This window comes from Shinella sp. M27, from assembly GCF_049199905.1.
GTDB lineage: Bacteria > Pseudomonadota > Alphaproteobacteria > Rhizobiales > Rhizobiaceae > Shinella.
On record NZ_JBLZPK010000034.1, the window covers coordinates 61518 to 74173 of the forward strand.

At 61.9% G+C, this 12656-nt stretch carries 12 protein-coding genes; 11 read left to right on the plus strand and 1 reads right to left on the minus strand.

The window, feature by feature from the left end; all coding sequences use genetic code 11:
* Positions 1–37: 37 nt before the first annotated feature.
* From pyrH to lpxB, 11 genes are all read left to right on the plus strand, one after another.
* Positions 38–760, plus strand: coding sequence for a UMP kinase (gene pyrH / locus ACOZK4_RS14280; RefSeq protein ID WP_313525186.1), 723 nt, complete (start codon positions 38–40; stop codon positions 758–760).
* A 59-nt stretch (positions 761–819) separates the two neighbouring features.
* On the plus strand, positions 820–1380 hold the full coding sequence (gene frr / locus ACOZK4_RS14285) for a ribosome recycling factor (RefSeq protein WP_313525183.1): 561 nt from the start codon (positions 820–822) through the stop codon (positions 1378–1380).
* 42 nt (positions 1381–1422) lie between these two features.
* Positions 1423–2169, plus strand: a complete 747-nt coding sequence (locus tag ACOZK4_RS14290) for an isoprenyl transferase (protein ID WP_421592455.1) — start codon at positions 1423–1425, stop codon at positions 2167–2169.
* Entirely contained in the window at positions 2169–3002 is an 834-nt protein-coding gene (locus ACOZK4_RS14295; RefSeq protein ID WP_421592456.1) for a phosphatidate cytidylyltransferase, read from the plus strand. Before ACOZK4_RS14290 ends, ACOZK4_RS14295 begins: the two co-directional genes overlap by 1 nt.
* 43 nt (positions 3003–3045) lie before the next feature.
* Positions 3046–4173, plus strand: coding sequence for an RIP metalloprotease RseP (gene rseP, locus ACOZK4_RS14300; protein WP_409530348.1), 1128 nt, complete (start codon positions 3046–3048; stop codon positions 4171–4173).
* 239 nt (positions 4174–4412) lie between these two features.
* The gene (gene bamA / locus ACOZK4_RS14305; RefSeq protein WP_421592457.1) at positions 4413–6752 is read left to right on the plus strand and encodes an outer membrane protein assembly factor BamA; all 2340 of its coding nucleotides are present in this window, start codon (positions 4413–4415) and stop codon (positions 6750–6752) included.
* Between the two features lie 50 nt (positions 6753–6802).
* Positions 6803–7870 (plus strand): UDP-3-O-(3-hydroxymyristoyl)glucosamine N-acyltransferase, encoded by a 1068-nt coding sequence (gene lpxD / locus ACOZK4_RS14310; RefSeq protein WP_421592458.1) that lies wholly within the window; start codon positions 6803–6805, stop codon positions 7868–7870.
* Positions 7863–8330: a 3-hydroxyacyl-ACP dehydratase FabZ gene (fabZ, locus tag ACOZK4_RS14315; protein WP_257950766.1), complete on the plus strand. Its 468-nt coding sequence runs from the start codon at positions 7863–7865 to the stop codon at positions 8328–8330. Before lpxD ends, fabZ begins: the two co-directional genes overlap by 8 nt.
* Complete coding sequence (gene lpxA / locus ACOZK4_RS14320; RefSeq protein ID WP_421592549.1) at positions 8327–9142, plus strand: acyl-ACP--UDP-N-acetylglucosamine O-acyltransferase; 816 nt, start codon at positions 8327–8329, stop codon at positions 9140–9142. The genes fabZ and lpxA overlap by 4 nt, the downstream gene beginning before the upstream one ends.
* Positions 9143–9147: 5 nt before the next feature.
* On the plus strand, positions 9148–10017 hold the full coding sequence (locus ACOZK4_RS14325) for an LpxI family protein (RefSeq protein WP_421592459.1): 870 nt from the start codon (positions 9148–9150) through the stop codon (positions 10015–10017).
* Between the two features lie 4 nt (positions 10018–10021).
* Entirely contained in the window at positions 10022–11200 is a 1179-nt protein-coding gene (gene lpxB, locus ACOZK4_RS14330) for a lipid-A-disaccharide synthase (RefSeq protein WP_421592460.1), read from the plus strand.
* A 30-nt stretch (positions 11201–11230) separates the two neighbouring features.
* Here lpxB and gltA read toward each other — a convergent pair whose 3' ends face one another.
* A complete protein-coding gene (gene gltA / locus ACOZK4_RS14335) occupies positions 11231–12520 on the minus strand; it encodes a citrate synthase (protein ID WP_313531317.1) in 1290 nt (429 codons plus the stop codon).
* Positions 12521–12656 lie beyond the last annotated feature (136 nt).

Below are 12656 nucleotides of genomic sequence, written 5' to 3' on the forward strand. Positions count from 1 at the left end.
GATCGGGTGAGCAGGGTGCACGAGTTCAGGAGCGACAATGACCGCCAAGCCAATCTATAAACGTGTTCTGCTGAAATGCTCCGGCGAGGCCCTGATGGGTTCGCAGGGCTTTGGTATCGATGTCGCGGTTGCCGACCGCATCGCCTCCGATATCGCCGAAGCCCGCGCCATGGGCGTGGAAGTCGGCGTCGTTGTCGGCGGCGGCAACATCTTCCGCGGCGTGGCCGTGGCCTCCAAGGGCGGCGATCGCGTCACCGGCGACCACATGGGTATGCTTGCGACCGTCATCAACGCGCTGGCGCTCGCCACCTCGCTGCGCAAGCTCGACATCGACACGGTCGTGCTCTCGGCCATCGCCATGCCGGAAATCTGCGAAAGTTTTTCGCAGCGCGCGACGCTCTACCATCTGTCGCTCGGCCGCGTGGTGATCTTCGCCGGCGGCACCGGCAACCCGTTCTTCACGACCGACAGCGCTGCCGCATTGCGCGCCGCCGAAATGGGCGCGGAAGCGATCTTCAAGGGCACGCAGGTCGACGGCATCTATTCGGCCGATCCGAAGAAGGATCCTGATGCCACCCGTTTCGACCGGCTGACGCACAGCGAAGTGCTCGAAAAGGGCCTTGCCGTCATGGACGTCGCGGCCGTCGCGCTGGCGCGTGAAAACCACATCCCGATCATCGTCTTCTCCATCCATGAAAAGGGCGGTTTTGCCGAAATATTGACCGGTGGCGGACGCGGGACCATCGTAACTGACAACTGATTCTCACGACGGTGCACGCTGGGCGCGTGCAACCGCTGAATGATAATGGGAGTATTCCGATGAGTGAAGGTATCGACCTGAAGGAACTGAAGCGCCGCATGGATGGCGCGATCACCGCGTACAAGAACGACATCGCGTCGCTGCGCACCGGCCGTGCTTCGGCCAACGTGCTCGACCCGGTGCAGGTCGAAGCCTATGGCTCGCGCGTGCCGCTCAACCAGGTCGCCAACATCTCCGTTCCTGAGCCGCGCATGCTGTCGGTCTCCGTCTGGGACAAGGGCATGGTCGGCGCCGTCGAGCGCGGTATCCGCGAATCGAATCTCGGCCTCAACCCGATCATCGACGGCCAGAACCTGCGCATCCCGCTGCCGGAGCTCAACGAAGAGCGCCGCAAGTCGCTCGTCAAGGTCGCGCATGACTATGCCGAAAAGGCCAAGGTCGCGATCCGTCACGTGCGCCGCGACGGCATGGATGACCTCAAGAAAGCCGAAAAGGATGGCGATATCGGTCAGGACCTGAGCCGCGCCCAATCCGAAAAGGTGCAGAAGATGACGGACGACACGATTTTGGACGTCGATCGCTTGCTTGCCGAGAAGGAAAGGGAAATCATGCAGGTTTAAGGCGTTCGCCACCTGCATTCTTTTCTCTTTTTCGGATTGTCCATGAACCAGCTTTCGCCCAGCACCGTACCGGCACACGTCGCCATCATCATGGATGGCAACGGACGCTGGGCGAACGCACGCGGCCTGCCGCGCGCCATGGGGCACCGCAAGGGTGTCGAGGCCGTGCGCGAGGCCGTGAAGACGGCGGCCGAATGCGGCGTCTCCTACCTCACGCTCTTCGCCTTCTCCTCGGAGAACTGGAACCGGCCGGAAAGTGAGGTCTCGGACCTCATGGGGCTCCTGAAGACCTTCATCCGGCGTGACCTTGCCGTGCTGCACAAGCAGAATGTCCGCATCCGTGTGATCGGCGACCGGGCAAACCTGTCGAGCGACATCCTGCCGCTGCTTCTGGAAGCCGAGGAGACGACACGCGGCAATTCCGGCATCACGCTGGTCATCGCCTTCAACTACGGCTCGCGCGACGAGATTGCCCGCACCATGCGCAAACTCGCCGAGGAGGTCGCCGCCGGTCGTCTCGCCCCATCGCAGCTGACCTCCGAGCGGATCAGCGCTTCGCTCGACACGGCAGGCATTCCCGACCCTGATCTCGTCATCCGCACCAGCGGTGAGGAGCGTCTGTCAAACTTCCTGCTCTGGCAGGCGGCCTATGCCGAACTCATGTTCATTCCTGAATTCTGGCCGGATTTTTCACGCGACACCTTTCGCACGGCGCTCGCGCGCTATGCTGCACGTGAACGCCGTTTCGGTGGCCTGCAGCCCGCTCCCACACTTGCGGTTGGTTCGTGATGCAGAGTGAACTTCGTCTGCGCATCCTCTCCGGCATCGTGCTTGCCGCCGTGGTTCTTGCCGCCACCTGGTACGGCGGCTTTGCCTTCCGCCTGCTCGCCGCCACAATCTCCGTGCTCGTCTATTACGAATGGTCGACAATCACGCGGCTTCCCGATTCGGATTTCCGCGGCAACGCCTTCGGCTGGGCGACCGTCGCTGGCATCGCCGGCCTCGTAATCTTCGGCTTCGATGAACTGGCGCTGCCGGTGCTCCTGAGCGCGACCGTTCTCAGCATCGTCTATGCCCTTGCTGTCACGAAGAATGGCTGGCTTGCGGGCGGCATCGCCTATTCCGGCCTGACCTCGATCTCGCTGGCCGCCATCCGCGGCGACACCGGCGAAGGCTTCGCCGCGATGATCTTCATCTTCGCCGTCGTCTGGGCAACGGACATCCTGGCCTATTTCGTCGGACGCGCCATCGGCGGCCCGAAGCTCGCGCCGCCGATCTCTCCCGGCAAGACATGGTCCGGTGCCATCGGCGGTGCGGTCTCGGCCGTCATCGCAGGCACGCTCGTGCACGCCGCCTTCTTCCCGCTCAACGGTTTGTGGATCCCCGTCATCGCGTTTGTCCTCTCCGTTTGCAGCCAGATCGGCGATCTCTTCGAATCCTTCATCAAGCGCCGATTCGGCGTGAAGGATTCCAGCCGTCTCATTCCGGGCCATGGCGGGGTCATGGACCGTGTCGACGGCCTTGTTTTCGCCTGCTTCGCCGCGTTCCTCATTGCCCTTGGCGATGCGATCGTGTCGGGTGCCGCAAATGCGCCGGCGGGCGTGTTCCTTTTCGGCCCGTAACCCGCGCCCGTACTCACGAAAGACTGGGGACTGAAACATGGACATGCTGACTGGCTCGGTCGCTTTCTTGACCGGCTATATCGTTCCCTTCCTGCTCGTGCTCACGCTGATCGTGTTCATTCACGAACTCGGCCACTATCTGGCCGGCCGGTGGTCGGGAATCGGGATCACGGCCTTTTCCATCGGATTCGGTCCAGAGATCATCGGTTTCAACGACCGGCACGGCACCCGCTGGAAGCTTTCCGCCATTCCGCTTGGCGGCTATGTGAAGTTCTTGGGCGATGAGGATGCGGCCTCGATTCCGGATTACGACGCACTCGCGTCCCTGCCGGAAGCAGAGCGCAAGCGCACCTTCCTGGGAGCTGCCCTGTGGAAACGCGCCATCACGGTGGCAGCCGGCCCCATCGCCAATTTCATTCTCGCCATCGCCATCTTCGCGGTGATGTTTTCCATCTATGGCCGCCAGGTTGCCGATCCGATCGTCGCGGAAGTGCGCCCCGGCAGTGCTGCTGAGGCCGCCGGCGTCCATCCGGGCGACTTGCTCGTCGCTCTCGACGGCAATCCGGTAGCGACCTTTGACGATGTGCGCCGCTATGTCAGTGTGCGGCCCGAACTGAAGATCACCGTGACCGTGCGCCGAGACGGCGCGGATCTCGACCTGCCGATGATACCGCAGCGCACCGAGATCACCGATCAGTTCGGCAACAAGATGGAGCTTGGTCTGATCGGCATCGTCACCAATCAGGAAACCGGCAACTTCCGCGTCGTGGAATATGGACCGGTGGAGGCCGTGGGGCAGGGAGTGCTTCAGAGCTGGCATATCGTGACGGGCACGTTCGACTATCTGTCGAACCTCGTCAGCGGCCGCATGAAGGCCGATCAGCTGGGCGGTCCCATCCGTGTTGCACAGGCTTCCGGCCAGATGGCGACGCTCGGTGTTGCCGCCGTGCTTCAGCTTGCCGCCGTTCTGTCTGTTTCCATTGGACTTTTGAACCTGATGCCCGTTCCGGTACTTGATGGCGGCCATCTGATGTTCTATGCGGTGGAAGCTATCCGGGGCAGACCTGTCGGGCCAGGGGCGCAGGAGATCGCATTTCGCATCGGCATGGCGCTGGTGCTCATGCTGATGGTCTTTGCGACCTGGAACGATATTTCGATGCTTCTGGGCTGAGAGTACCGGCTTCGGCCGGTTGAGGAATATAAGGGGAGCCGCCTGCCGCAGGTGTGAATGCTAAGGGTCTGTTTACCGTAATGAAACGCAGGTAGTGGCCTTAGGGCCACGGTTTGAATTGAAGTAAACAGAAATTAACGCGTGACCTTGCTTGTATGGCAAAAGCGGTTAAAACGGCAAACGTGACCGGACTCGGGTGCACGCCCGCCGGGACGTTGAAACGAAGGTAAGTAGTGAAGATGAAAGCTGGTTCAAACTTTTTGAACGCCGTGTCGGCCGTTGCATTGTCGGCCAGTATGGTTGTCACGGGCGGCTCTTTTGCCACGCTTGTCTCCGCATCCGTCGCGGAAGCGGCCACGATCCGCAGCATCCAGGTCCGCGGTGCGGATCGTGTGAGTGCTGAAACGGTCAAGGCCAATGTCACCATTGTGCCGGGCAAGAGCTTCTCGAACGCCGATATCGACGCCTCCGTGCGCCGCCTCTTTGCGACCGGCTATTTCTCGGATGTGAAGATTTCGGTTTCCGGCAGCACGCTCGTCGTGACCGTCAATGAAAACCAGCTCATCAATCAGGTCGTCATCAACGGCAACAAGAAGATCAAGGACGAAAAGCTCGTCGGCCTGTTGCGCTCGCAGTCGCTCGGTCCGTACAGCGAAACCGCGATCGAAGCCGACAAGCAGACGATCCGCGACGCCTATGCCTCGATCGGCCGCAGCGACGCCACGGTCACGACGCAGACCTATCCGCTCGGCAACGGTCGCGTGAACCTTGCCTTCGTCGTCGATGAAGGTGACCGTACGAAGATTTCGCAGATCAACTTTGTCGGCAACCAGGCCTACAGCAATGGCCGCCTGCAGGCCGTCATCGTCACCAAGAAGTCGAACTTCCTGTCGTTCCTGACCCGCAAGGACGTTTACAGCGAAGAGAAGTTGCGCGCCGACGAGGAATCGCTGCGCCAGTTCTACTTCAACAACGGCTATGCCGACTTCCGCGTCGTTTCTTCGGAAGCCGTGCTGGATGAAGCCTCGAACGAATATGTCGTCACCTTTACGGTGGACGAAGGCCAGCGTTACAATTTCGGTGGCGTGAATGTCGAATCGACCGTCGAAGGCATCGATCCGGAAGAATTGAAGGGCCTCATCGAGACCCGCGAAGGCAAGACGTATCGCGCCAAGGATGTGCAGGACACGATGTCCGCGATTTCCCAGCGTGTCGCGGCTGCCGGCTATCCGTTTGCCCGCGTGACGCCGCGCGGCAACCGCGACCTCGGCAACGGCACGATCGCCGTCGATTATCTCGTCGACCAGGGCGAGCGCGCCTATGTCGAGCGCATCGAAATTCGTGGCAATAGCCGCACGCGCGACTACGTCATTCGCCGCGAGTTCGATATTGGTGAAGGCGACGCCTTCAACCAGGAAGTGATCACGCGCGCCAAGCGTCGTCTGGAAGCTCTCGGTTACTTCTCGTCCGTCAACATCACGACCGCACCGGGCAGCCAGTCCGACCGCGTCGTGCTTGTCGTCGATGTTCAGGACCAGTCGACCGGTTCATTCGGCATCGGCGCCGGCTACGAGACGGGCAAAAACGGCGGCTTCAAGATCGAAGCCTCGATCGAGGAAAAGAACTTCCTCGGCCGCGGTCAGTATATCCGCGTTGCTGCCGGCACGGGCCGCAATTCACGCGACTACAGCCTGTCGTTCACCGAGCCCTATTTCCTCGGTTATCGCCTTGCTGCTGGTTTTGATATTTTCAGCAACAAGGACGAGAGCGAAGATTATTACACGCTCAACACGAAGGGCTTCACTCTGCGCGTAACGGCGCCGATCACCGAAGACCTCTCGACGACGCTCCGCTACAACTATGCGCGCCTAGATTATAACTCCAGTAATCTGGCCAAGCTGTCTACGCCATACCAGGATGTCGTCAACAACGGTCCATGGGTTCGCTCTGCAGTCGCGCATAGCCTGACCTATGACACGATCGACGATCGGACGCTGCCGCGTGATGGCATCTTTGCTCAGATTACGCAGGAAGTTGCCGGCCTCGGTGGTGATTCCGAATACTACAAGATTTACGGTAAGGCCCGTTACTTCCACACGCTAATGGAAGATGCTGACGTTATCGGCTCGGTTGCCGTGAGCGGCGGTCATATGTGGGGCTTCGGCACCACGCGGGTCTACGACCAGTTCACGCTGTCGGCAAATGACCTACGTGGCTTCGAGTCGGGCGGTATCGGTCCGCGCGCGACGTCGACGGGCGACTCGCTCGGCGGCACGACGTATTTCACGGCTTCTGCCGAAGCGTCGTTCCCGATCCCGGGTATTGCGCGTGACTCCGGCTTCCGTGGTGCCGTCTTCGTCGATGCCGGTACCCTCTACGGCAATGATGTGAAGGTGAACGTTGGCGGTGTTGACGACAAGGTCAAGGGCACTGACATGAGCCTACGCGCCTCCGTCGGCGCCAGTGTGATCTGGGCCTCGCCGTTCGGTCCGTTGCGTTTCGATTATGCTATTCCGATCAAGAAGGAAAAGTACGACGATACGCAGCGCTTCAAGTTCGGTATCGCGACGCAGTTCTGACGACGGCCGTCCAGAACCTCAGAGCACACGGACGTTCTGGAGACTTGCCGATGGAGCATACCCGGTTTTTTCCGCCCAACGACGGACTTCGGCTGGGTGACCTAGCGAGCGCGCTCGGGGCGGAACTTGCCGATGCTGCGCATGCTGGTCGCATCGTGCGCAGCGTTTCGCCCGTCAACCGGGCGAAAGAAGGCGATCTCTGCTATATTCTCTCACGCAAATTTCGCGCTGAACTCGAGACGAGCGAGGCGACGGCGATCCTCTGTGATCGCGCGTTGGTCTCTCTGATTCCCGCTCACATCGGTGTTCTGGTCTCGAAGCGCCCGCACACCGATTTCGCGCGGGCAGGGGAATTGTTGTATCCGTCCGCGATGCGTCCGGAAGCGATGACCTCCGCGACAGCCTCGATTTCTCCGGCAGCCTATGTCGATCCCGCCGCACGCCTCGAACCCGCCGTCTGCGTCGAACCCATGGCTGTGATCGGCGCGGGTGCGGAGATCGGCGAGGGCAGCCATATCGGTGCGGGCGCGATCATCGGGGCGAATGTGAAGATCGGGCGCGACTGCACCATTGCGGCGGGCGCGACCATCCAGTGTGCGCTTATCGGCAACAATGTCATCATTCATCCCGGCGCCCGCATCGGCCAGGATGGTTTTGGTTATGCACCCGGCCTCAAGCCCGGCATGATCAAGATCGTGCAGATCGGCCGCGTCATCATCCAGGACCATGTCGAGATCGGCGCCAACACGACGATCGACCGCGGCACGATGGACGATACCGTGATCGGTGAGGGGACGAAGATCGACAACCAGGTTCAGGTCGGCCACAATGTGCGCATCGGCCGCCATTGCGGCATCGTCAGCAAGGTCGGCATTGCCGGCAGCACGCGCATCGGTGATGGCGTGATGATCGGCGGCGCGTCCGGTATCAATGGCCACATCACCATCGGTGACGGCGTGCAGATCGCCGCCATGAGCGGTGTCATCGCCGATATTCCGGCGGGCGAGAAATATGGCGGGGTTCCGGCCCGCCCGATGCGCGATTTCCTGCGCGACATGGCGGAGATCGTCACGCGCTCCAGCACTCGAGTCCAGAAAAAGGGGGGCAACGATGAGTGAAGAAACCAAGGCGACGCTCGGCGTGGCTGATTTGCGTGAGATCCTCACGCTGCTTCCCCACCGCTACCCGTTCCTACTGGTCGACAAGATCATCGAGATCGACGACGACAATTCGGCGATCGGCATCAAGAACGTCACGGTGAACGAGCCCCAGTTCATGGGCCATTTCCCCGACCACCCGATCATGCCCGGCGTCCTGCTCATCGAAGGCATGGCGCAGACCGCCGGCGCGATCTGCGCGCGCAAGTCGCGTTCGGGGTCGAACCTCGTCTATTTCATGACGATCGACAATGCCCGTTTCCGCAAGCCGGTCGTTCCCGGCGATCGCGTCGAGTTCCACGTCGTCAAGCAGAAGCAGCGCGGCAATATCTGGAAGTTTCATTGCGACGCAAAAGTTGATGGGCAACTCGTCGCGGAAGCTGATATCGGCGCGATGATCGTGAAAAAGGAAGACGCCTGAAAATGATTGCCGCCAGCGCGAAGATCCATCCGCTCTCCGTCGTGGAAGACGGAGCGGTCATCGGCGAGAACGTCGTCGTCGGCCCCTTCTCCTATGTCGGGCCTAAGGTCGTTGTGCACGATGACGTGGAGCTTCTTGCGCATGCGGTCGTCACCGGCCGCACCGTTCTTGGCCGCGGCTGCCGCGTGTTTTCCAATGCCGTGATCGGCGGCGATCCGCAGAGCCTGCACCACGACGGGGCGGAAACCACGCTCACCGTCGGCGAGAAATGCACCTTCCGTGAAGGCGTGACGGTCAACACCGGCACGACCGAAGGCGGCGGCAAGACTGTTATCGGCGACAACAATCTCTTTCTCGCGAATTCCCACGTGGCGCATGACTGCATTCTCGGCAGCCATATCGTCATGTCGAACAATGTGATGCTGGCGGGACATGTCGTGGTCGAGGATCGCGTCATCCTGGGCGGCGGCTCGGCGGTGCACCAGTTCACCCGCATCGGCCGCCAGGCCTTTATCGGCGGCCTCTCGGCGGTGTCCTACGATGTCATTCCCTATGGCATGCTGAACGGCAATCCGGGCATTCTCGGCGGTCTCAATGTCGTCGGCATGAGCCGCTCCGGTATCGAAAAGGCTGTCATCCACGAGGTGCGCCGCGCCTTCAAGCAGATTTTCGAAGGCGAAGGCTCGATCCGCGTCAATGCTGCGGCGATCCGCGATGAGTATGCCGGCAGCGTTCCGGTCATGCACATCCTCGATTTCATCGCCGCCGACAGCGACCGCGCGCTCTCCTCGCCCAACCGGGGCAAGGGCTGACCACCATGACGGACGGCCGGGCCGAGAAACACGGCCGGCTGGCCATCATCGCCGGCGGCGGCCTGCTACCGCGCTATGTGGCGGATGCTGCCCGCGCCCGCGGCGAAAATCCCTATATTCTCGCTCTCAGCAACGAATCCGCTGAAAACTGGTCCGACTTCGACCATGAGGCGATTTCGATAGGCAATTATGCCGGCATCGGCGCCGCGTTCCGGGCGAAGGGCATCGGCCGCGCCGTGCTTTCCGGTTTCGTGCGCCGCCGGCCGGAATGGCGGGATATTCATGCTCCCTGGAAGGCGCTGCTGGCCATTCCCTCCGTCGTGCGCACACTCATGAACGGCGGCGACGATACCGTTCTGAAGATGGTCATCCGCCTGATCGAGAGCGAGGGGGTGCGCGTCGTCGGCGCGCATGAAATCGTGCCGGATCTCCTCGGCACAGAAGGCCCGCTCGGAACCCTTACGCCGGATGCCGCTGCGGAAGGCGATATCGCGGCCGCCTCCGCCGCTGCACTGGCGCTCGGCCGGTTGGATGTGGGTCAGGGCGCCGTCGCCGTGGGTGGCCGCGTGGTGGCGTTGGAGGGCGCGGAGGGCACGGACGGCATGCTGGAGCGCGTAGCGCAGCTGCGCGCCGAGGGACGCATTTCCCAGCGGCGCAAGGGCGTGCTGGTCAAGCTCTGCAAGCCGGGACAGGACTTACGCGCCGACCTGCCGTCGATCGGCCTCGAAACGCTGCGGCGGGCACGGGCCGCGGGCCTAGCCGGCATCGCCGTGGAGGCCGGACGCTCGCTGGTGCTGGAGCGCGCAGCTATGGTGGCCGAAGCGGATGCGCAAGGCCTTTTTGTCACCGGCATCCTGCCATCGCGAACGGAGTGAAGGCATGGCAGACAAGGCGCTCAAGATCGGCATTATCGCCGGCGAAGTCTCCGGCGACCTTCTGGGCGGCGATCTGATCGCGGCGCTGCGGGAGGCCTATGCCGGCCCTATCGATCTCGTCGGTATCGGCGGGGAAGCGCTGGAACGGCAGGGCCTGAAATCCCTGTTCGATTTCTCCGAGCTCTCCATCATGGGCATTTCGCAGGTGCTCAAACGCCTGCCGTCGCTGCTGCGCCGCATTCGCCAGACGGCGGACGCCCTGATCGCCGCCCGTCCCGATCTGCTCATCATAATCGACAGTCCGGATTTTACCCATCGTGTCGCGCGTCGTGTGCGCAAGGCCCTGCCGGACCTGCCCGTCGTCAATTATGTCTGCCCGAGCGTGTGGGCGTGGAAGGAAGAGCGCGCACCGCGCATGCGCGGCTATGTCGATCGCGTGCTCGCCTTGCTGCCCTTCGAGCCCGCCGCCATGCAGCGCCTCGGCGGCCCCGAGACCATCTATGTCGGCCATCGCCTGATCAGTGATCCGCAGGTCCTAGAGGTTCGCGCCGCCCGGCTTTCCCGTGCCGATCGCGGCCCTGCGGAAAAAATGTGCCTGCTGCTTCCCGGTTCCCGTTCCACGGAAATCACCCGCTTGCTTCCGGTGTTCGGTGAAACGGCAAGGGAGCTTTCGCTTCGCAATCCGGGTACTCGCTTCCTCCTGCCCACCGTGCCGCGTCAGGAGGCGCTGGTGCGGCGGCTGACCGCCGATTGGCCGGTGAAGCCCGTCATCACCACCTCTCAGGATGAGAAGTGGCAGGCTTTTGCGCAGGCGGATGCGGCCATCGCGGCGTCCGGCACGGTCATCCTGGAACTGGCGCTCGCCCGCGTGCCTGTCATTTCCACCTACAGATTCGATTGGCTGGCCAATCTCTTTCTTCGCAGGATAAAGGTCTGGACCGCGGCGATCCCCAATCTCATCGCGGACTATACGGTCGTACCGGAATATCTGAACGAGCAGGTTCGACCGGGCAGCCTCGCGCGCTGGTTCGAGCGCCTGTCGGCCGACACCACGCAACGCCGCGCCATGCTGGAAGGCTATGACCTCGTCTATGACCGCATGCAAACGCCGCGCCCGCCCGGTGAGACCGGCGCGGCGGTGATCCTCGATCTTCTCGCAACAAAAAAGCCCGGTCAAAAATGACCGGGCTTTTTCTTTTCAGGATCGCTGCGATCAGCGCTTGGAGACCGGCATGTAATCGCGCTTCGGCTCGCCGATATAGAGCTGGCGCGGACGGCCGATGCGCTGTTCCGGGTCTTCGATCATCTCGTTCCACTGGGCGATCCAGCCGACCGTGCGGGCGAGCGCGAAGAGTACGGTGAACATGGTGGTGGGGAAGCCCAGCGCCTTCAGCGTGATGCCGGAGTAGAAGTCGATGTTCGGGTAGAGCTTCTTTTCGATGAAGTACTCGTCCGTCAGCGCGATGCGCTCGAGCTCCATTGCGACTTCCAGCATCGGATCGTCCTTGATGCCGAGCTCGCCGAGAACCTCATGCGTCGTCTTCTGCATGATCTTGGCGCGCGGGTCGTAGTTCTTGTAAACGCGGTGGCCGAAGCCCATCAGGCGGAACGGGTCGTTCTTGTCCTTGGCGCGGGCGACATATTCCGGAATGCGATCGACCGTGCCGATTTCGGCGAGCATGTTGAGTGCGGCTTCATTGGCACCGCCATGCGCCGGGCCCCAGAGGCAGGCAATGCCGGCGGCGATGCAGGCGAACGGATTGGCGCCAGAGGAGCCGGCAAGGCGAACCGTCGAGGTCGATGCGTTCTGCTCGTGGTCGGCATGCAGGATGAAGATGCGGTCCATGGCGCGGGCCAGAACCGGGTTCACCACATAGTCTTCACAGGGCACGGCAAAGCACATGCGCAGGAAGTTCGACGCATAGTCGAGATCGTTCTTCGGGTAAACGAAGGGCTGGCCGATATGGTACTTGTAAGCCATGGCGGCGATCGTCGGCATCTTGGCGATCATGCGCAGTGACGCGACCATGCGCTGGTGCGGATCGGTGATGTCGGTCGAGTCATGGTAGAAGGCCGAGAGCGCGCCGACACAGCCGCACATGACAGCCATCGGGTGCGCGTCGCGTCGGAAGCCGGTGAAGAAGCGGCTCATCTGCTCGTGCACCATGGTGTGGTGCGTCACGCGGTGATCGAAATCGTCCTTCTGGGACTTCGTCGGCAGTTCGCCGTACAACAGCAGGTAGCAGACTTCCAGGAAGTCACCATGTTCCGCCAGCTGGTCGATGGGATAGCCGCGATGCAGCAGCACGCCTTCGTCACCGTCGATATAGGTGATCTTCGATTCGCAGGACGCCGTGGAGGTGAAACCGGGATCGTAGGTGAAGGCGCCGGTATTCTTGTAGAGGGTGCCAATGTCGATCACATCGGGGCCGATCGTCCCGGATCGCGTCGGCAGCTCAACTGTCTTGCCACCGATCGATACACCCGCGCTAGTTCCTGTCATGACGATCCTCCGTTGTTTCGAATGGTGGCACGCAGTTGTGCCGCACCCATGAACATGCTCGTTTTGCTAGCCCATTTACGGTGCCCTGCCAAGCGATACCAAAGGCAAATTGTGCACTGCGAAAATAAGCTTTCCG

Bases quoted from the DNA above. Each gene is read 5' to 3' on its own strand.
- pyrH (WP_313525186.1), top strand. From the start codon at position 38: ATGACCGCCAAGCCAATCTATAAACGTGTTCTGCTGAAATGCTCCGGC.
- frr (WP_313525183.1), top strand. From the start codon at position 820: ATGAGTGAAGGTATCGACCTGAAGGAACTGAAGCGCCGCATGGATGGC.
- ACOZK4_RS14290 (WP_421592455.1), top strand. From the start codon at position 1,423: ATGAACCAGCTTTCGCCCAGCACCGTACCGGCACACGTCGCCATCATC.
- ACOZK4_RS14295 (WP_421592456.1), top strand. From the start codon at position 2,169: ATGCAGAGTGAACTTCGTCTGCGCATCCTCTCCGGCATCGTGCTTGCC.
- rseP (WP_409530348.1), top strand. From the start codon at position 3,046: ATGCTGACTGGCTCGGTCGCTTTCTTGACCGGCTATATCGTTCCCTTC.
- bamA (WP_421592457.1), top strand. From the start codon at position 4,413: ATGAAAGCTGGTTCAAACTTTTTGAACGCCGTGTCGGCCGTTGCATTG.
- lpxD (WP_421592458.1), top strand. From the start codon at position 6,803: ATGGAGCATACCCGGTTTTTTCCGCCCAACGACGGACTTCGGCTGGGT.
- fabZ (WP_257950766.1), top strand. From the start codon at position 7,863: ATGAGTGAAGAAACCAAGGCGACGCTCGGCGTGGCTGATTTGCGTGAG.
- ACOZK4_RS14325 (WP_421592459.1), top strand. From the start codon at position 9,148: ATGACGGACGGCCGGGCCGAGAAACACGGCCGGCTGGCCATCATCGCC.
- lpxB (WP_421592460.1), top strand. From the start codon at position 10,022: ATGGCAGACAAGGCGCTCAAGATCGGCATTATCGCCGGCGAAGTCTCC.
- gltA (WP_313531317.1), bottom strand. From the start codon at position 12,520: ATGACAGGAACTAGCGCGGGTGTATCGATCGGTGGCAAGACAGTTGAG.